This is a genomic window from Olleya sp. 1-3 (genome assembly GCF_002836085.1).
Lineage (GTDB): Bacteria > Bacteroidota > Bacteroidia > Flavobacteriales > Flavobacteriaceae > Olleya > Olleya namhaensis.
The window spans coordinates 23,480-44,223 of sequence record NZ_PJBW01000058.1 but is presented as its reverse complement, the minus strand read 5'-3'; the positions used below and the strand labels follow the sequence as shown (position 1 = coordinate 44,223).

Here is a 20,744-nt window from a genome sequence, read left to right as displayed (position 1 = left end):
GTTTTTTTATGACTTAAAACCTCTTGTTTCCGCTTAGCATAATCTATTTACCACTCGTCATATTATCACTTTTAAATGTCTAATGTGGCTGTATATTTATACTATCAATAAAAAGTGAGTAGTAATTATCAATCAAAAACAACAGTGTTATGATCAATCTAGTAAAAGCAGTCGTTCAATTAATCATTGACGTCGTTTTAAATTAAAACTAATAATTAACCTAATACCAATACACCATGACAACATCAAAAACAAACAGAACAGACCTTTTTCAAGACCAATTAAAAAATTTCAAAGCATTATTAAGTGGCTCAAAAATGGCAGAAGTATCTTCTATAATTTTAGCTGTATTCTCAGTAGGGGCTGCTTTTATATCTCGAAATAATTTAGAGCAGGCAATTCCATTGCTATTGGGAGCATTGGCACAAATAATTTATACCATTAAATATTTGCAAACAAATAATATAAAACAAAAATCATATACACAAACCTCTTTAAATAGTGGTGTCTTAAAGTTTAAACAATACATATTAAAACGTGAAAAATACGAAATGCCTGTTATGGCTTTCTATATGATAACCTTGGTGCCTTTTGCGTTAAGATATAAGTCTATAACTATTGTGATTTCTGTATGCTTAATTAGTTTAGCTTTAGTTTCTTTTTTAGGTTTTTTAGCTTTTAAGAAAGTAGATAGTAATATTGAATTATTGGAAATTACATTAAAAAATAAGCCTCAGTAATACTAGAATAGTAATATATTACGATTGCTTAATCTTATAAGTCCTGTTATTAATGAAGAAAATAAATTCTAAACGCGTATTTCTTTTAATCACTGTATTTGCTCTGTTTTTAGTGGGACTCTTTTTTGTGGGCACCTTTACTTTGGGTATGGGAAAAGGTTACACATCCGCTAGAATAGAAAACACGATTAATAAACAATGTAAGTGTGAAACTATTGAAAGTGTAAAGTTGCAATTCAAAGAATCAATGCTTGTTGATCAAGAAAAAATGAAGAAACATACTAATGCTTTCGTATTTATGTTGTCAAACTGTGATTATCCTTCTGTATCTGATTTAAAATCTGATATTGTTAGTCTCTTAGTTAAAGAGCGTATATGTGAAGATTATAACTTTCAATTTATAGTTAAAAATTCTAATGGTCAAGACCAGCGTTTTATAGTAGATAACTGTAATCTAATAGAAAATTAATGAAAACTAAATCAATTTACTACTGGTCACTGCAAATCATAATCTGGTCTTTATTAAGCGGAGTTGCTGCTTTCTCTTATTGGATTTCAGGCAACGAATTTAAATTAGAGATCTGGCAATTACTCTTAGATTTTCTGGCACTAGCAATTTTATCTATCTTAATAACGCATTTGCTTAAAAAATTTATAAATAAATATTTAGAATTCGATGCGCTAAAAGTAGTCGATGGTTTTAAAATTATGGGGCTTTTGTTTTTAGCTAGTGCACTTTTAATCTTTTCGTACACCATCTATATCAGGTTGACTTATACTTTTTTGTATGATCGGGTAGATGTTTTAAATCATGCTTCTCAAAGTTTAAAAAATCATATTATTTTATTTTTAAATTACGGTATTTACTTTATGGTTTGGACTGTGTTTTATGTCGCTATCAAAGGGTTAATGCAGCTTAATAGAACAAGAGAGAAACGTTTGGAATTGGAGACTAGTTTAAAGGAGTCTCAGCTTAATACTTTAAAAGGTCAAATTAACCCACATTTTATGTTTAATAGCTTAAATAATATTCGTGGATTGATGCTAGAAGATGTTGATAGAGCAAGAAATATGCTAACCAATTTGTCTGAAACCTTAAGGTATTCATTAACCAAAAGTGAAGAAAATGCCATCTTGTTAGAAGACGAGCTAGAGATGGTAGAAAATTATATCGAAATTTCTAAAATTCAGTTTGAAGATCGTTTGCAGTTTACAGCTAATATTGACGAGGCTTCTTTAAATAAGCAAATCCCACCAATGATTATTCAGATGTTGGTAGAAAATGCACTTAAGCATGGTATTTCAAATTTAAAAAAAGGAGGGCAAGTATGTTTATCTACAACTATAAAGGATAACCAATTGCAAATTGAGGTATCTAATTCTGGGACATTACAAACCCATGAAGACTCAACCAAATTAGGTTTGAAAAATATCAAAAGACGTTTGGAGTTGCTGTATGATAAAAGCGCAACATTTTCTTTAAACGAAATAGATAACCAGGTGGTTGCCACTATTAAAATGCCATTACTATGAAAATATTAAAAGCAGTTATTGTTGAAGATTCTAGATTGGCTAGAAATGAGTTAAAAGAACTTTTAAAAGCACATAAAGAAATTGAGCTTATTGGCGAAGCTGAAAACGTAGACGAGGGGTTTAAGCTTATAAATGAAACTAATCCAGACTTGCTTTTTTTAGATATTAATATGCCGGAAAAAGACGGGTTTGAGCTTTTAGAAATGCTAGACGAAGTACCAACTACTATTTTTACAACCGCTTTTGACGAATATGCTATTAAGTCGTTTGAGTATAATGCGTTTGATTATTTATTAAAACCCATCAATCAAAAACGCTTTTCTTCAACAATAACAAAAGTCTTGGAACAAAGTCATGACGCTCCAAAAACAGAAACCAAAGAAGTAGGCTTGAGTTTGGATAAAAAGATTTTTATCAAGGATGGCGAAAAATGTTGGTTGGTAAAAGTGCAGGATATCTCGTTATTTGAAATTGTTGGTAATTACACCCGAGTCTTTTTTGATGGTAACACCCCATTAATTTATAAATCGCTTGCTCAGATAGAAGAGAAACTGCCTTCAAACATATTTTTTAGAGCCAATAGACAACAGATTATAAATATTAATCACGTTAAAAAAGTAGTCTCTTGGTTTAATGGAAAATTAAAAATAGAACTGAATTCTGGAGAAGAAATTGAAATCTCAAGAAGACAGTCCTATATATTTAAAGATCAGTTAAGTTTTTGATGGCGCACTAATTACTCCACCTCAATGCGCGCACCTTCACTATGACTGCTAAATTCTGGTGCATACATACTTTGTATAGTTGTAATACCGTTACTCATATTACCAGCGTTGTTAACACGTAAATCATATTCAAAAACATAAATACCTTTTGGTAAATAGTCAAAAAAGAAATTTGTTGACGCATCCTTAGTGGCTTCGTAATATCCCAAACCATCTTGATACTTATATTTACTTAATACATTTATAGGCTCTAAACCTGCAGCACGCATATCTTTCATGTGTACAAATTCCATAGCACGATCACTTCTTAGCTCTATACGGACCCTCACTAAATCGCCAACCTTTAGTTTGCTGTCTTTAGTGATTGCAGTAATAACCTCACCGGTATCTGTATTGGTTTTTAAATACAATTGCTTTTTCAGTTTTAAAGGGGTTTCAGCAGAGGTTATTTTATCTAAATCCTCAAAATATTGCCAGTATAAACTTCCCCAAGCAATGCCATCTCCTTTTTTAGTCAGCTTGACATCTGCCATTTTTGGTGTGATTTCAGCTCTGGTCCAAGACGTTTTGTAGTAACCTGTTCCAGCTTCTACTTTAACATCTTCTAAAGTCGCAGGGGTTATTTTTTCGTCACCTAAAACCACATCTACCATATCGGTAACACTTAACCAATCATTACCTTGTAATAGTAATGCATACACTGCATCTGTGGTTGCTTTAGTTGTTTTCCATCGGTTGGTTTGTTTATTTTTAAGTAACCAGATCTTAAGATTGTCAATAGTTTTTGTTTGCTCTGCTTGCGCTTCGATAGCACTTAGTTTGACATCAGTACTTGTTAAATCTATTTCGGCAAAAGCTTCAATCATTAAGGCTTGTGTTTCGATAGACGCTTGATACCAGTAGTAAGAATTGGTGTTTTCTTTCCAGTACATACCTAACTCGTCAGACGTAATACTGTTTTCTTTTACCGATTTTAAAATAGCATTAGACGTTGTTTTATCCTCGTTTCTATTCATAATTAGTGCCATCATTCCTTTTGCATATAAAGGACGTTTTAGCCAGTAATTTCTAATTTGAGATAAATAATATTGGTGTATGTCTTGCTGTTTTTTAGATAACTTGTATTCCGGAAAAAAGCTTCGCATGTATAGATAATGTAACTGCGTATAACTTAAATGGTCTTTGGTATAATCCACGTCATTAGTATACTTTGTTAAGTCGTTATATTCTTTTTCAAATGCAGCATCTAAATAATCTAAAGCATTTTCAACCATGTCAGTAATGTCTTCATCTTTATCACTAACCACATTTAGTTTTTTAAGATGTCCAAAACCTGTAATAATGTGTTGTGTGATGTAGCGGTTAACGCGGTAATCTCCAAACCAAGACCAACCACCGTTGCTCATTTGGTTGTTACGTAGTTTTTTCTTGGCACGTTTTAATTCGCTATTCATTTTATTTAAATCGAATAATAATGCGATACGTTTTTTTTGTTCCGTTTCTGACTGAGCATCACGTAACCAAGGTGTTTCCTGAATTAAAATAGATTTTAATTCTTGGTTTTTTTCAAGGTTACTCAATAAAGCATCAGTGTTTTTCCATTGGCTAAACACCTCTTTAATGCGTGGATTGCTATTTACAATATGACTAGCTAAGGCATTAGCGTAAAATCTGCTAAACGTTTGCTCGTTACACTCATATGGATATTCCATTAAGTATGGTAACGCTTGTACTGCATACCAAGCAGGATTGCTAGTCATTTCTAAGGTTAGTTTATGGTGCTTTAAAGTGGTAGAGGTGTTAGTCTTTAATTTATCTAAAGTAAAGGTTCTGCTCTCGTTGCTTCTAATCCACATTGGTAAGGTTTCTGTTACTAACATGCGGTTAGTTAAAACGGGTAAAGCGTTTTGTTCACCATCACTAAAATTGCCTGATTTAGCTAATATTTTATATTGTATAGCACTTACATTATCAGGAATAGACAACGTCCATGTGACTTGTGTGTTGCCTTTCGCTTTCGCGGAAAATGATTGCTGGTTTATAGTATTGGCTAATTCCGAATCTATAGATTTCCCGGTCAATGCATCAAACAACTGAAGCACTGCAGTACCCGTTAAATCTTTTGTACTAAGATTAGAGATTTTTGTGCTAATCTGTATTTGATCCCCTTGACGTAAAAAACGTGGAGCATTTGGTAGCACCATCAAGTCTTTTTGTGTGACTGTCTGCAAAGTTTTTTTAGCATAATTACCTTGCTTATCATGTGCAAACAAATTAAGATTCCATCTAGTCAAAGCTTCAGGAGTTGTAAAATTAAACGATACATTCCCCTCTGTATCTGTGGCTAATTGTGGAAAGAAAAAAGCAGTTTCTTGTAAGTTGGTTCTTGCTTTTACGTCAGAAAACGCTTCTTTTTCTCCATTTTTTGTGGTTATTATTACCACTCCGTTAGCGCCTTTACTTCCGTATAAAGCGCTTGCTTCTGTTCCTTTTATAATAGACATGCTTAATATGTCATTTGTATTTAAGTCTGAGACTTCTCCATTGAATATTACACCATCGACCACATATAAAGGATTTGATAAAGCGTCCACTGAAGCATTTCCTCTAATTCTAATATCTGACTCTTCATAATCAACGTCCACCATTAATTCAGATTCTTGGACTTCCATCATAGCAGCAGGAGCAGTAGCATACCCTAGAGATCTTTTCTCTCTTTTTATGCCATAAGCAGTGACAACTACTTCATCTAAACTGTTATTATCTAGATTAAGACTAATATTAATAACATTATCAGAACCAACAGTTTTTTCGATAACTGAATAACCGACATAATTAAAAATTAAAACATCTCCTTTTTTTACTTTAATTATATACTTTCCATCAAAGTCAGTACTTGTTCCTGTATCCGTTCCTTTTACTTGTATTGTTGCACTAGGGAGAGGTAATCCGTTTGCGTCAATAACTGTTCCTGAGACATAACCTTTTTTAATTGTACTATCATAGGACGTTACAACGCGATCAATTCTAAGTTTATTTAAATACTGATTGTACACCCAACGGTTATTATTAATAGTAAAGCCAAACCAATTAAATTGATCAAAGCTTTTTGAATTATCAAAGGTGTCATAAGTATACGGTCTATTAACTCTAAACGAAGTGCTTCCAAAGCTATTACCATTATTACGTCGGTATGATGCGTAGTAACTTCTTGGTGTAAAGCTAGAGTAGTTCCAATTGTGAGATTTAAATTGATCTAAAGAGGCATCGTACATACTAGCTAAAAACTCGGAGGCTATTTTTTCGCCTTTAGTGCCTTTAATTTTAAAGCTCCAAGTTTCATCAGTTCCAGGTTGTAGCTTATCTCTAAATGTTAAAGTTTCAATCTCTAATTCTGTTTTAGGATAGGGCACATTAATAGTCATACTGCCTCCTTTATAACTATTAAAAGCAGCTAAACTATAATGGATCCCAAAACCTCCTAAATCGTTTTTGTCTACAGGTATGGTTACCGTCTTTTTGTTTTGATTTAATTGGATGACATAATTTTGTTCGATTTGATAATCGCGTTCTACACTTACGGTAACAGTAATATCTTTTGCAGCAGTTGCTAAAGTTAGTGTTACGGTATCGCCAATGTCATAACTTGTTTTGTCTGTCGTAACTGTAATTAATTGGTGATCTGCTAAGGTGTTGTCTTTATCTGAAAACAACATGGTTTTAGCTTTGTCTTTAACCGTTTGTCCAAACTTGTCTTTGGTTTCAAGCTCTAATATATAAGCTCCCGATAACCATTTTTTAGTATTTTTTAAATCTAGCGTTTTAGACTTTTCAGTATCAAAGGTTTCACTTAATATTAAGTCGCCTTTTTTCCAATGTTCTGGATTGTCTTCATTAGTGTAAGCATCATGCGGAAAGTAGTCCTTAAAAGTGTCTTCAGTAAATCCAGCATAATCTGGAGCAACCCATGGACGTGGTCTCAATACAGTATTTGGTGCTTGTAGCTTATAGATTTTTAAAGTCCCTTTTGTAGCAACAAATTGACCATTTAGATTTTGTGTTGTAATAGTAATTTGATTATCCTTTTTAGATTTGTCAATAACAGGAGTAATGCCAATAGTTGCTGTTAAAGCATGATACCCTACTTTTACAATAGTTGAGGTGCTTCTAGTTTCTCCGTTAATATCTGTGACATCTGCTGTAACTTCATAACTAAAAATAGGTAAGCCTGATTTGTCTACTTTTTCATCTGGAATAGCTTTAAAAATAATATTGTAATTACCTTCTGCATCAGTTATAGTTTCGCCATGTGTTATTTCTTGCGCGTCACTATTGTAACTTGGTCTATACCATTTGTACCATGCAGGATATTGTACATTTCTGACTACACGATATACCACTTTAGCATCCGTGATTTTACTTCCTGCAAAAGCTATAGCTTCACCTTTTACGGTAACACTATCATTTACTTTTATAGTTTCTGTAATTGGATTAAAGTTGGTTTCGAATTTAGGACGCTTATATTCTTCAACAGAAATAGTAGTGTTTCCATAAATCTTATTGTCGTTAATCTGAATGCTATAATTACCGGTCAGTCCATCGTTGGGTAAAATAAATTCCCCAGAAATGGATCCAAAGTCATTAGTTATAAGGTCTAAATCACTCACTTTTTCGCCATTAACATTATACAGAATAACGTTTAGTTTTTGATTAGCGATTACATTAGTGGTATTGACTTTGTTTTTTAATGCGATGGCTTTAAAATAAACGGTTTGCGATGGTCTGTAAATACTACGATCTGTAAAAATGAATGCACGATAATTGGTGTCGTTATTATCACGATTTTTATAGTAGTTATTTAAGTAGTAATTGCCAAAATGGGCGGTATCTGATTTCGATTTGATAGTTAAGGCTATTTGATTACGCTTATTGGTGTTGGTTTTATTAAGTGTAACTATCCCTTTAGAACTTGTAGTGCTGGTTGTGGTACTTAAAATTTTATTACGGTAAATATAATCGATTGCTACTGTTACATTAGCTAAAGGTTGTCCGTTATTACGATCAATAACTTGATAAAATTCTTGGTTTTGATCTTCAAAATTTACTATTGCAATATTAGTGACTTGCGTTAACGCTGTTGCAAAAAAGTTGGTATCTAAGTCTGTAGATTGTCCTACAATAAGGTACAGCCCATTATCTAGTTTTGGCACTAAGGTTTCAGTAGTGTGTTGCTGATAATCGTTTTCGTTTTTTAAAGTCGATGTCCATGTTTTTTCAACTTTAAGTTTGTCTATAAAGGCTTTCTTTTCATCTTCTTTATATAATTTAGAAAAGGCATCACGTTGTTTTTTTGAGATCAAGTGGACGTTAAAGGTTAATTGCGCCACATTGGTGTATCTAATTAAAAAACGCGTATGTGTTTTGATAGGTACAAATTGCTCCGCAGTAATAGTAAGATTAGGTTGCTCTATTTGCGACTGTAACGTTTTACACAAGCTAGCACCTTTACTTTCTGGGAAATCTGCAATAACTTGCTTGCAAATAGCATAAGCATCTTTAATTTTAAACCTTACATCAGGATTAGTGTCTTTGTTATAACTATGACCTTGCGTGTTGTAATACGTCGCTATTTTAAAGTTGTACAAGGCAGAAACTTCATGTCCTTTATGTTTTTCAGCTTCAGCTTGTAATGCCTTTAAATAAATCGCGTCTTTATTGTTAAAAGGACTGTGGTAATAAACAAAGTCTAGACGCTCCGTATTAACGTCGGTTAAAGCGTATGGGGTTTTGTCTTTTAGGTGAAATTTAATTAAATCCTGATATACTTTTAAGGCTTGTAACTGTAGTGAAGTGGAATCTTTAGAGGTGATGTTTATCTTAGAAAATGCTTCTGAAGCATTTAAGTAAGAAGCATTGTCTATCGTAAATTTATAAGCTGGCTGTGTAATTCTGTTTTCCGATGTTTTGTAAAACTCAATAGCATTATGACTTAAAAAATCGAATAATGTTGGTCTGTAGATTTTGGTATCTTTCTCTTTTGTGATGATGGCTTCAAATTGACTAATATCCGTTTGTTGTAATATTAAACCATTATGTAAAGAGTTATCAAAATGTGTTTTTATTTCAGTAAAAAGTGTCTCTAAGTCCCAAGTACGGAAATCTATAGCATCTGCCTTGACTTCGGTTTTGGTACGTCTATAAAATTGATATCTGTTTTGTTTAAAATATTGCCAATATAAAGTCGCCAACATATTTTCTAATACATTTTTTGTTGGAGCTTGATTTTTAGCAATTTCTGCTTTAAAACTATTAATAATACTTAGTTGTGCATCCTCTTCTAATAATAAAGCAAACTTACTTTTAAACAATAAAACTTTAATACGTTGGTCTGTATTGTTTTCTGCTATAGCTTTGGTCTCTATGACTTTAAGAGCTTCAAGCGCTGTTTTAGGTAGCCCATTAATCTCGTGCGCCTCAACTTGATTCCAAAGTTTGGAATAGTTGTTGGTTTGAGAGTGCGAGGTAGCAAAAAGTAAAATCATTAAAAAAGTGGATATGTGCTTCATTTTATTAATTTTTAAGCAAAGTACTTTAGTTTTTTAGTTGTTGAAAACATAAATGCGTAAAGTGGACGTTTGAATGAGTAACGTGTCACGGATTTAAAGTTAAATAATATTTAACCAATTAATACAAAAACAATACCAATAGAATACTATTTTTGTAAACCTTTAATATTCAATCATAAAAAGCACATATTAAATCAATATCTATAAATACATGAAATTATTTTTAATCGCTTTATTATTTCCTGTAGCGCTTTTAGCGCAAACCTCTATAGAAAAAGGTCAGGATTATATCACTAATAAACAATTTGCTAAAGCAGAGCAGGAGTTAAGTGCTTACGTAAAATACCATGCCGATAATTTACAGGCTATTGAGTTATTGGGTGACGCTTTTGGACATCAGAAAAAATGGGATGAAGCTGCTACAGAATATAAAAAATTAGTTGCCTCTAAACCAAATACCGCTAATTACCACTATAAATTAGGAGGTGCTTTAGGGATGAAAGCCTTATCCGTTAGTAAAATATCAGCTTTAGGGATTATCGGAGATGTAAAATCTTCTTTTTTAAAGGCAGCAGAATTAGATGCTAACCATATCGAAGCACGTTGGGCTTTAGTAGAGTTGTATATGCAATTGCCAGGTATAATTGGTGGAAGCAAAAAGACGTCTTTAAAGTATGCTAATCAGTTAGAAAACTTATCTAAGGTAGATGGTTATTTGGCTAAAGGTTATATTTATGAATATGATGACGAGCCAGAATTAGCAGAAGAGTATTACTTAAAAGCCATAAAAGTAGGTGGGTCTTTGACTTGTTACGAAAAGCTTACCGCTTTATATGAAAAAGAAAAACAACCAGAAAAAGCAGTCTCTAATATCGAAGCTGCGCAAACAAAACACCAACGTAATAGCTTACATTACCAAATAGGTAAGGTGTGTGCGGACTATAATGTACAATTGGAAAAAGGGGAACGTTGTTTGGTAGCGTATATTCAAAATTACTCAGCTAAAGATGGTGTGCCAAAAGCTTGGGCAAATTACCGTTTAGCACAAATTTATAAGCATAAAAAAGACACTACAAATGCTTTGAAATATATTAATTTGGCGCTTGCCGAATTACCAAGTATTGATGTGTTTACTTCTTTTAAAAAGAATTTATAGGCTTTAATTTATACGAGAGAAAAAGCGGTAAGCAACGTAAGCGATAGCAATGGCTATAGAAATGTAGAAACCAGCACCACGTTTTTTTACTTTCTTTTCAAGTATAGGTCCTTCTGCGGAAGCGTCCTCATCGGTTTCTGTTTTTGGAGCAAAATACAAATGACTTTCTTCAGTTTTGTAACTGTCAATTTTTCCGATGTATTTTAAAACATCTTTTCGTGCTACGTAAATCTCTTTATGGTGTTTAGGATTTACATGTGATATTGCATCACAAATATATAAACAGTGCGCAATAAGTTGCTTTTTGCCATTTTCAATAACTTCAGATTGGTCTAATCTATTGCAGATATTTAGGATTAAAACATTTAATGTATTATTCACTAAAGGGACATTAAAGTTTTCAGGCTTTTCATCTACGATAGCTTTAGTCTGTTTTAATACGTTTAATGCGTCATTAAGTTTTGGGTAATACTGTGCAGCAACAACATCAATAACTTTAGGCGTTGCTAAAAACTCAAGAGATCTTAAAAAAGCACTAGTTTTAGCATTGTTTTTAGAGTCTATTTCGTACTTTTTATAAATAGTATTAAAGCTATCTATATATTGTGTTTCAATATGGTTTTTAAAGTCTTGATCAGCAAAATCTAAATTAGAAAAATCAGAAAAGCCGGTAATTTCTTTACCGTTTAAAAGTAGATTCAAGTACTTGTGATCACTAATTTGGTGATCAATGTTTTCCGAAGTCATAAAAGCGATTTATTATTTCTGTTAGACAATAATACCCCTAATAATGTAAAGTTCAAATTTATTTGATTTTTTAAATTGAAAAAGATTTAGAAAAAGGGTGTAATCAATCCTTCATTTTTGTTGGCAATTAGTATCTTTGATTACTCTACAAAACAAGTATAATGAACGTACATTTTATAGCTATTGGCGGAAGTGCCATGCACAATTTAGCATTAGCATTACACAATAAAGGCTACCAAGTAACGGGTAGTGATGATACTATTTTTGAACCTTCAAAATCTAGATTAGAAGTTAAAGGATTATTGCCTGAAACTTTTGGATGGTTTCCAGAAAAAGTAACCGGTAATTTGGATGCTATTGTTTTAGGGATGCATGCCAAAGCTGATAATCCTGAGTTGTTAAAAGCACAAGAGTTAGGCTTAAAAATTTATAGTTATCCTGAGTTTTTATACGAACAATCTAAGCATAAAACTAGAGTGGTCATTGGTGGAAGTCATGGTAAAACAACTATTACATCAATGATTTTGCATGTCATGCATTATCATGATCGTGATGTAGATTATATGGTTGGTGCACAATTGGAAGGGTTTGACGTTATGGTTAAACTAACCGATGATAACGATTTTATAGTTTTAGAGGGGGACGAGTATCTAAGTAGTCCTATTGATAGACGCCCAAAATTTCATTTATACAAACCAAATATTGCATTATTAAGTGGGATTGCTTGGGATCATATTAATGTGTTTCCGACTTATGAAAATTATGTAGAGCAGTTTAGCATATTTGTAGACAGCATTGTTAAAGGTGGAAGTATTAATTATAATGAAGAAGATCCTGAAGTAAAACGTGTTGTTGAAGCTTCAGAAAACCCAATCCGTAAGATTGCATATAATACACCAGAATATACGGTTGATAATGGTGAAACACTATTAGAAACTCCAGAAGGTCCAATGCCTATTGAAGTATTTGGAAAACATAATTTAAACAATTTAGCAGGAGCCAAGTGGATTTGCCAACATATGGGAATTGACGAAGACGATTTTTATGAAGCTATTTCTACCTTTAAAGGGGCTAGTAAGCGTTTAGAGAAAATTGCAGAAAGTAAAACTAGTGTTGCTTACAAGGATTTTGCACATTCGCCAAGTAAGGTGAAAGCAACAACAAATGCGGTTAAAGAACAATATGAAAATCATACGTTAGTGGCGTGTTTAGAGTTGCACACGTATAGTAGCTTAAATGCTGAGTTTTTAAAGGAATATAAAGGTGCTTTAGATGCAGCAGATGTTGCAGTTGTCTTTTATAGTCCGCATGCAGTAGAGATTAAAAAACTAGATTCAGTTTCTGAACAACAAATAGCGGATGCTTTTCAACGTGAAGATTTAATTATTTACACCAATCCAGAAGATTTTAAAAACTATCTATTCTCTCAAAAATTTGATAACAAAGCGTTGTTATTAATGAGTAGTGGTAATTATGGCGGATTAGATTTTGATGAGGTAAAGGGGTTGATTGGGTAGTGTGTTTAAATAGAATAGACTATTATGAATTATTATAATACAGTCGTTTTGTGTTTACGTCCCAAAGCAATCAAACCTAATATTGGTCCTAAAGCCAATATAAAATAGATGCTGTTTGAGCTTGATAACTCAACTAGAGAAGTCATAACCTGAATACTAATTATGGTAATAGTAAATCCAAGACAGTTAACTATGGTAAGTGCGGTTCCTTTTAATTCAGAGGAAGCATTTTGAGCAACTAAAGTAGAAAGTAATGGCGAATCAGCAACGACTACCATTCCCCAAAATATAAGAAAACCAATAAATAGCGTTTCCGAAGTTGTGGTAAATACTAATGGAGATATTAAACAACAGACACACGATAAAAGCAGCGCGATAAATGCTGTTTTTTTTGTGCCTATAATTTGCGCTATATAACCACTTAAGATACAGGCTAATCCTCCTAGCCCTATAATTATAAAGGATAATAAAGGGATGTTAAAGGTGACATCTGTGTTTATTATGGTGTATTGTTTTAATATTATAGGGACAAATACCCAAAAAGTATAAAGTTCCCACATGTGACCAAAATATCCAAAAGCAGCAGCTCTAAAACCTCGTTTCTGAAAGACGTTAAAAAAGGCACTTAAATTTGTGTTTTGGCTAGGTTTTCGGTAGGGACCATCAGGTACTAATAGTAGCATTAATAATCCTCCAATTATTGCAAGTACTGAGGTTGTAATTAAAACAGATTTCCAAGGATAGGTTGTTGTAAAATCTTTTAATAAATGCGGGAAGGCAGTTCCTAATACTAATGCACCTACCAGAAAACCGAGTGACTTTCCTAAGCCTTTATTGTAATAATCTGCAGCTATTTTCATTCCTATTGGATAAATTCCAGCTAGAAAAAAACCAGTTAAAAAGCGAAGTGTTAGTAGAGATATCAAGGTGTGACCGTTCCAAATAATTCCCAAGTTAAATGCAGATCCAAATAAGGCACTAATAAAAAAGACTTTTGAAGGCGAAAACCGATCTGCAATTGTTAAAATAGCAAATAGTAATGTTCCTATAATAAAGCCAAATTGGACTGCTGAGGTTAAATGACCTAAGGCGGTAACTTTTAAATTAAAGTTTAATACCAAGTCATTAATCACACCATTTCCTGCAAACCATAGGCATGTGCAACAAAACTGAGAGATTACAATTACAGGTAGTATTAACTTAAAATGTTTCAATATTAGTGGTGTTCTTTGTTTGATTTAATATAGCGAAGTTAGTGGTTTTTTAGCTTAACTTTTTAAGTTGAAAGTACAAATGGCTAATATTAACTTATGGCTTCTAGTTGATTAATTACTTATTTTTCTTACAAATAATGACCGCTTATTTGTAAATCTCAAAAGCGAATCTTACATTTAAACCATGCAAGAAGATTTTTTACACTACTTATGGAAACTTAAAAAGTTTGAAACCTCAAATCTTCAAACCACTAAAGGTGAGTTAGTAAGTGTAAAACATGTAGGGACACACAACCATCATGCTGGTCCTGATTTTTTTAATGGACAAATACATATTGATAATCAATTATGGGCTGGTAATATTGAAATCCATATTAAATCTAGCGATTGGTTTGTCCATAATCATGAAGTAGATCCTAACTATGATAATGTTATTTTACACGTTGTTTGGGAGCATGACACAGAAGTTTTTAGAAAAGACAATTCACAAATACCAACTATAGAACTTCAAAATTACGTTTCGGAAATTGCGTTAACTAATTATCATAAATTGTTTAGTAGTCAGCAAACTTGGATTAATTGTGAGCATACAATTACAGAGGTTAACCCATTTATAGTTAATAACTGGTTGGAGCGTTTATATTTTGAACGTCTGGAACGAAAAGCGAAAACTATAGAGTCTATTTTAGAAACATCAAACAATGATTGGGAAGCGGTAATGTTTAAATTATTAGCCAAAAACTTTGGACTTAAAGTTAATGGAGATTCCTTTTTTAGCTTGGTTAATAGTTTTGATTTTACTGTAGTAAGAAAACAACAGAGTAGTCTGCTAAGTTTAGAAGCTTTGTTTTATGGTCAGGCTAGTTTGTTAGATAAAGAAGTCGAGGATATTTATTATATAGGACTTCAAAAAGAATACACGTTTTTAAAACAAAAATTTAAATTAGATAGTAGTAGTGTTAGTCCGTTACAGTTTTTTAGGTTGCGACCGCCAAATTTTCCGACTATTAGATTATCACAATTGGCTAATTTGTATCATTTGCACCAAAATTTGTTCTCAAAGGTAATTGCTTCGGAAAACCTAGAGGCTATTTATAAATTGTTTTCGGTGTCAACCTCACCTTTTTGGGAGTCACATTATACGTTTGAAAAAATTTCTAAAACCAGAAAAAAGCAGATAACAAAGTCGTTTATTGATCTATTATTAATCAATACAATTATTCCGCTTAAATTTTGTTATGCAAAACAACAAGGTAAATCTATTGAGGAAGAGATTGTTAGTTTTATGCAACAATTAAATCCAGAACAAAACGGAATTGTAGATAAATTTAAAAGCTTAGAAGTTTCAGTGACATCAGCTTTGGAGAGTCAAGCGGTTATTCAACTTAAAAATAATTATTGTGATGCAAACCAATGTTTAAAATGTGCTATTGGTAATACTATACTTACTCAAAATTAATTATCTTGCAATATGCAATTCTTATATAAACAATTACACTATTTTCAAAAACGTGGTTATCACGTCTGTCAGCGTATTGCTGACCGTTTGGGGATTAGAGCTAAAGTCGTACGTACAACGTTTATGTATTTAACATTTGCGACACTTGGCTTTGGATTTGCATTGTATTTATTTTTAGCATTTTGGATGCGTATTAAAGATATTGTATACACTAAACGCTCTTCTGTGTTTGATCTATAACTTATGACTAACCCATTAATAACACTCTACAGGTCTAAAATATATACAGCCATAACCTTATTACTAATATTGTTAGTTATTGGTGTTTTTGGGTTTAGATTTATGTCTAACTATACTTGGATAGACGCCTTGTACATGACAGTAATCACCATTACTACAGTAGGTTTTGGAGAGGTGCAACCTTTGGATGATACCTCAAAAATATTTACAATATTCTTAATATTAAATAGTGTTGTCATTGTTGGTTATGCCTTAACAATTATTACTGAATTTATTTTAAGCAGAAATAATATAGAAGAATTAAAACAAAAGAAAATGCAGAAAAAAATTGATGGCTTGAATAACCATATTATTATTTGTGGTTATGGTCGAAACGGAAAACAGGCTGCAACCAAGTTATTAGCACACAAACAACCTTTTGTTATTGTCGAAAAAAACAAGGAGGTTATTGAAAAATTTGAAGATGAAAATATGCCTTTCGTGTTTGGAAATGCTAACGAAGATGAAGTCTTATTGCAAGCAGGTATAGAGCGTGCCAGTAGTTTGATTTCGGCTTTACCAAATGACGCAGATAATTTATTTGTTGTGCTTTCTGCTAGACAAATGAAAAAGGATTTACGCATCATAAGTCGTGCATCTCAAGAAACATCCTATGAGAAGCTTAAGTTAGCAGGTGCTAACAACGTTATTTTACCAGATCGTATTGGTGGTGATCACATGGCGTCTTTAGTCGTTGTTCCTGATTTAATAGAATTTATTGATAATCTTGCTATCGTAGGAGAAAGTAATATAAATATAGAGGAAGTTCAAGTCGAAAAATTATACGATCCAAATACAGGTATCAAATCTATCATAGATTTAGACTTACGCCACAAAACAGGGTGTACAGTTATAGGGTTTAAAAGTGGTGCAGGTGAGTATATTGTCAACCCAGAAGGCGAACTAAAATTAATACCTGGTTCTAAAGTTATCGTATTAGGAAGACCGGAACAAATTAAAAAATTGAATACTGTTTTTAGTTTAGACTAATACGGTATTTAACAAGTTTTCTTTTAAAAATTCACCATTTTTTTGCATCTTGCTAATCTTAATTAAAATTTTACTAACTAATAATTAAATTATGAAGAAATACCTTCTTTCAATTTTTACATTAATATTACCGCTTTTGACCTTTGCGAAGGAAGAAAAAGGTTTAGATCAGATTATCGACGAAAAATTCGGAGACGCTACAGGCTGGTTTGTTGATCTTATTTTTTATCAAATAGATTTTGGAGGAGGAATTAAAATATTTTGGGTATTGTTCCCTTTAATTCTGGGAGCGCTTTATTTTACATTCTATTTTAACTTTATCAATTTTAGAGGTTTTTTTACATCTATAAACATTGTAAGAGGTAAGTATGATGAGTTAGATCATCATGAGTCTATGATTGCTGCAGGAGATTCTACTCCAGGTGGTGATAATATAGAAACTATAGCTGTTGAAAACCACGAAGGAGAAGTATCACACTTTCAGGCATTAACTGCTGCTTTATCTGCAACAGTAGGTTTAGGTAATATTGCAGGAGTTGCTATTGCTGTGTCAATTGGTGGTGCAGGAGCAACGTTTTGGATGATTATAGCTGGGTTTTTAGGTATGGCATCTAAGTTTGTAGAGTGTACACTTGGTGTTAAATACAGAGATATTGGCGAAGATGGAACCGTATATGGTGGTCCAATGTACTACTTAACCAAAGGACTTAAGTCTAAAGGTATGGGTGGTTTAGGAAAAGTTTTAGCTGTTCTTTTTGCAATATTTGTAATTGGAGGTTCTTTTGGAGGTGGAAACATGTTCCAAGTCAATCAAGCGTTTCAACTAGTAGAAAACATTACAGGAGGAGACCAATCTTTCTTACATGGTTATGGATGGGCTTTTGGTCTAGTAATGGCTGTTTTAGTAGGTATTGTAATTATTGGTGGAATTAAAAAAATTGCTAAAGTAACAGATAAGATTGTGCCATTCATGGTATTAATATATGTGTTAGCATCTTTATTTGTGATTTTTGCTAAATATGATATGATTGGAGATGCATTTGCTCAAATCTGGAATGGAGCTTTTAGCCCAGAAGGAATGGCAGGTGGTGTTGTTGGAGTATTAGTACAAGGATTTAGACGTGCAGCGTTTTCAAACGAAGCAGGTATTGGTTCGGCTTCTATCGCGCATTCAGCTGTAAAAACAAAATATGCTGCAAGTGAAGGTATGGTTGCTTTATTAGAGCCATTTATCGATACTGTTGTAGTATGTACAATGACAGCTTTAGTTTTAATTATTACAGGATCTTTAGCAGGTGCAGGACCATCAAGTGATGCAGAAGCTATTTTAATGACTTCAGGAGCTTTTGGTAGTGTTATTAGCTGGTTCCCATATGTGTTAACAGTTGCAGTGGTGTTATTTGCTTTTAGCTCAATGATATCTTGGTCTTACTATGGTTACCAAGGATGGTCTTTCCTATTTGGAAGAACTAAAAGAGCAGAGTATACGTATAAAGTAATCTTTTGTGTATTTGTAGTAATTGGTGCAGCAGCAAGTTTAAATTCAGTAATAGGATTCTCTGATGCAATGGTATTTGCTATGATGGTTCCAAACATGATTGGATTAGTATTATTAGCGCCAAAAGTTAAGTCAGAACTTAAAAAATATATGAGCGTTATTAAAACGTTTAATGCGTCATAAATAAACTATATAATGTTTAATCAATCCCACTTCATGTTTTCTAAAAAACAAAGGAGTGGGATTTTTTTATTGGTATCAATAATTTTAATGCTACTTGTGTTTTTTCATTTTGTATTACCATCACTCTTAAATACAACTCCTGACTTTGATTCTAAAGATGCTGAAGTTGATGCTTTTATTAAACAAGTAGATTCGCTTAAAGCAATTGAAATAGAAAAGCGCAAACCAAAAATCTATCCTTTTAATCCTAATTTTATAACAGATTATAAAGGCTATACTTTAGGAATGACTACTCAAGAAATTGATAGGTTATTGGCTTTTAGAAACCAAGATAAATGGATCAATTCTGTCTCTCAATTTAAGGCGGTAACAATGATTTCAGATTCTTTATTGGCTAAAATATCTCCTTATTTTAAATTTCCAGATTGGGTAACTAATCCAAAGCCAAAACAAAAGACGTTTTCTAAGACCTTTTCTAATACGCCAAAGACTATAAGTCAGAAGTTAGATTTAAATTCAGCTACAGCTGCACAACTTCAAAAAGTATATGGTATCGGACCTTCTTATTCAAAACGTATAGTAAAGTTTAGAACAAAAATAAATGGGTTTCATTCGTTTGTAGAGTTGCAAGAGGTGTATGGATTAACGCCAGAAGTTATTCAAAACGTAAAAGATAACTTTGTTATTAAATCACCAAGAGCAATTACCAAAATGGCTTTAAATAAAGCAACTAAAGAACAGTTGGTTACTATTAAATATATAGATTACGAAGTAGCGCACAATATAATAGAAGAAAGGACCTTGCGTGACGGGTTTAAATCCATTGACGAATTAACAAAAGTTAACGGTTTTCCTGTTAATAAAATACAGATAATTAAGTTATCTTTACGTCTAGATTAGAACTTAACAATAACACAACGTATTATGGGAAATATGTACTTCAGTGAAGAGCATAATTTATTTAGAGAAAGTTTACGCGATTTTTTAAAAAAAGAAGTCGTTCCTCATATTGATAAATGGGAAAAAACTGGAAGTATAGAACGCTTTATTTGGAAAAAATTTGGCGATATGGGCTTTTTTGGTATTAGTTACCCGGAGCAATATGGCGGAATGGATTTAGATATTTTCTATATGATTATTTTGCTAGAAGAATTGCAAAAAATCAATTCTGCTGGTTTTGCAGCTGCAATGTGGGCGCATGCTTATCTTGCAATGACGCATTTAAAAGCGGAAGGTAGTGATGCCATAAAAGAAAAATATTTAACTGCTAGTATTACAGGAGACATGATTGGGTGTCTTTGTATTACAGAACCTTTTGGCGGTAGTGATGTTGCAGGAATGCGATCTACAGCAGTTAAAAAAGGAGATACATATGTAATTAATGGGTCAAAAACATTTATTACAAACGGAGTGTACAGCGACTATTTAGTAGTAGCAGCAAAAACAAATCCTGAATTAGGTAACAAGGGGATTAGTATTTTCTTGATTGATAGAGATACGCCGGGTGTATCTGCAACTAAATTAGATAAATTAGGTTGGAGAGCATCGGATACAGGAGAGATTGCATTTGATAATGTAACTATTCCAGCTTCCAACCTAATGGGAGAAGAAAACAAAGGCTTTGCATATATTATGCAGCATTTTGCGACGGAACGTCTAATTATGGGAGTAAATGCACATGCTAGAGCAGAGTTTGCTTTAGATTATACAATGCAATACATGTCAGAGCGTACAGCTTTTGGTAAAACTATAGATCGTTTTCAAGCTTTAAGACACCGTTTAGCAGATCATATTACAGAAGTAGAAATCTGTAAAACGTTTAATTATACAATTGCAGATAGATTAGGTAAAGGTGAGTATGTTGTAAAAGAAGCAACAATGTCTAAATTAAAATCTACTAAAGTAGCGGACGATGTTATTTATGATTGTCTTCAGTTTTTAGGTGGTTATGGTTATATGGAAGAATATCCATTGGCACGACTATTGAGAGATAGTAGATTAGGACCAATAGGTGGTGGTACTTCAGAAATTTTAAGAGAAATTATCGCTAAAATGGTAATTGACGGTAAAGACTATAAGCCAGCTACAAAATAGTTTGTTTAGCTTTTTGGCGAAAATTCTTCCAAATTATCGCTAA

15 protein-coding genes are annotated in these 20,744 nt (G+C 32.7%); 12 read left to right on the top strand and 3 right to left on the bottom strand.

The features are described 5' to 3' along the window. Nucleotides 1-236 precede the first annotated feature (236 nt). From CXF54_RS13225 to CXF54_RS13210, 4 genes are read left to right on the top strand one after another with little or no spacing between them, the layout of a single operon-like run. Nucleotides 237-740: a hypothetical protein gene (locus tag CXF54_RS13225; RefSeq protein ID WP_101203881.1), complete on the top strand. Its 504-nt coding sequence runs from the start codon at nucleotides 237-239 to the stop codon at nucleotides 738-740. A gap of 52 nt (nucleotides 741-792) precedes the next feature. Next, complete coding sequence (locus tag CXF54_RS13220; protein WP_101203880.1) at nucleotides 793-1,209, top strand: hypothetical protein; 417 nt, start codon at nucleotides 793-795, stop codon at nucleotides 1,207-1,209. Continuing rightward, complete coding sequence (locus CXF54_RS13215; protein WP_101203879.1) at nucleotides 1,209-2,273, top strand: sensor histidine kinase; 1,065 nt, start codon at nucleotides 1,209-1,211, stop codon at nucleotides 2,271-2,273. Before CXF54_RS13220 ends, CXF54_RS13215 begins: the two co-directional genes overlap by 1 nt. After that, entirely contained in the window at nucleotides 2,270-2,998 is a 729-nt protein-coding gene (locus CXF54_RS13210) for a LytR/AlgR family response regulator transcription factor (RefSeq protein ID WP_101203878.1), read from the top strand. Before CXF54_RS13215 ends, CXF54_RS13210 begins: the two co-directional genes overlap by 4 nt. Before the next feature lie 11 nt (nucleotides 2,999-3,009). Here the strand turns inward: CXF54_RS13210 and CXF54_RS13205 are convergent, their stop codons facing one another. Beyond that, a complete protein-coding gene (locus CXF54_RS13205) occupies nucleotides 3,010-9,564 on the bottom strand; it encodes an alpha-2-macroglobulin family protein (protein WP_101203877.1) in 6,555 nt (2,184 codons plus the stop codon). 211 nt (nucleotides 9,565-9,775) lie between these two features. On the opposite strand from CXF54_RS13205, the gene CXF54_RS13200 reads away from it, so the two are divergent. Then, on the top strand, nucleotides 9,776-10,720 hold the full coding sequence (locus tag CXF54_RS13200) for a tetratricopeptide repeat protein (RefSeq protein ID WP_101203876.1): 945 nt from the start codon (nucleotides 9,776-9,778) through the stop codon (nucleotides 10,718-10,720). A 3-nt stretch (nucleotides 10,721-10,723) separates the two neighbouring features. Here the strand turns inward: CXF54_RS13200 and CXF54_RS13195 are convergent, their stop codons facing one another. After that, on the bottom strand, nucleotides 10,724-11,467 hold the full coding sequence (locus CXF54_RS13195) for a hypothetical protein (RefSeq protein WP_101203875.1): 744 nt from the start codon (nucleotides 11,465-11,467) through the stop codon (nucleotides 10,724-10,726). A 161-nt stretch (nucleotides 11,468-11,628) separates the two neighbouring features. Here CXF54_RS13195 and CXF54_RS13190 point away from each other — a divergent pair, with 161 nt between their 5' ends. Then, nucleotides 11,629-12,984 carry a UDP-N-acetylmuramate--L-alanine ligase gene (locus tag CXF54_RS13190; protein WP_101203874.1) on the top strand — a complete coding sequence of 452 codons (1,356 nt, stop codon included), beginning with the start codon at nucleotides 11,629-11,631 and terminating at the stop codon, nucleotides 12,982-12,984. Nucleotides 12,985-13,016: 32 nt separating this feature from the next. On the opposite strand, the gene CXF54_RS13185 is transcribed toward CXF54_RS13190, so the two are convergent. Beyond that, on the bottom strand, nucleotides 13,017-14,198 hold the full coding sequence (locus tag CXF54_RS13185; RefSeq protein WP_101203873.1) for an MFS transporter: 1,182 nt from the start codon (nucleotides 14,196-14,198) through the stop codon (nucleotides 13,017-13,019). A gap of 184 nt (nucleotides 14,199-14,382) precedes the next feature. Between CXF54_RS13185 and CXF54_RS13180 the strand changes: the two genes are divergently transcribed. From CXF54_RS13180 to CXF54_RS13155, 6 genes are all read left to right on the top strand, one after another. Continuing rightward, a complete protein-coding gene (locus tag CXF54_RS13180; RefSeq protein ID WP_101203872.1) occupies nucleotides 14,383-15,657 on the top strand; it encodes a DUF2851 family protein in 1,275 nt (424 codons plus the stop codon). A gap of 12 nt (nucleotides 15,658-15,669) precedes the next feature. Continuing rightward, entirely contained in the window at nucleotides 15,670-15,897 is a 228-nt protein-coding gene (locus tag CXF54_RS13175) for a PspC domain-containing protein (RefSeq protein ID WP_028283630.1), read from the top strand. A 3-nt stretch (nucleotides 15,898-15,900) separates the two neighbouring features. Next, a complete protein-coding gene (locus tag CXF54_RS13170; RefSeq protein ID WP_090837433.1) occupies nucleotides 15,901-16,926 on the top strand; it encodes a potassium channel family protein in 1,026 nt (341 codons plus the stop codon). Between the two features lie 91 nt (nucleotides 16,927-17,017). Further along, the gene (locus CXF54_RS13165; protein ID WP_101203871.1) at nucleotides 17,018-18,607 is read left to right on the top strand and encodes an alanine/glycine:cation symporter family protein; all 1,590 of its coding nucleotides are present in this window, start codon (nucleotides 17,018-17,020) and stop codon (nucleotides 18,605-18,607) included. A 12-nt stretch (nucleotides 18,608-18,619) separates the two neighbouring features. Beyond that, nucleotides 18,620-19,507 (top strand): ComEA family DNA-binding protein, encoded by an 888-nt coding sequence (locus CXF54_RS13160; protein ID WP_101203870.1) that lies wholly within the window; start codon nucleotides 18,620-18,622, stop codon nucleotides 19,505-19,507. A gap of 24 nt (nucleotides 19,508-19,531) precedes the next feature. Beyond that, on the top strand, nucleotides 19,532-20,701 hold the full coding sequence (locus tag CXF54_RS13155) for an acyl-CoA dehydrogenase family protein (protein WP_090837427.1): 1,170 nt from the start codon (nucleotides 19,532-19,534) through the stop codon (nucleotides 20,699-20,701). Nucleotides 20,702-20,744 lie beyond the last annotated feature (43 nt).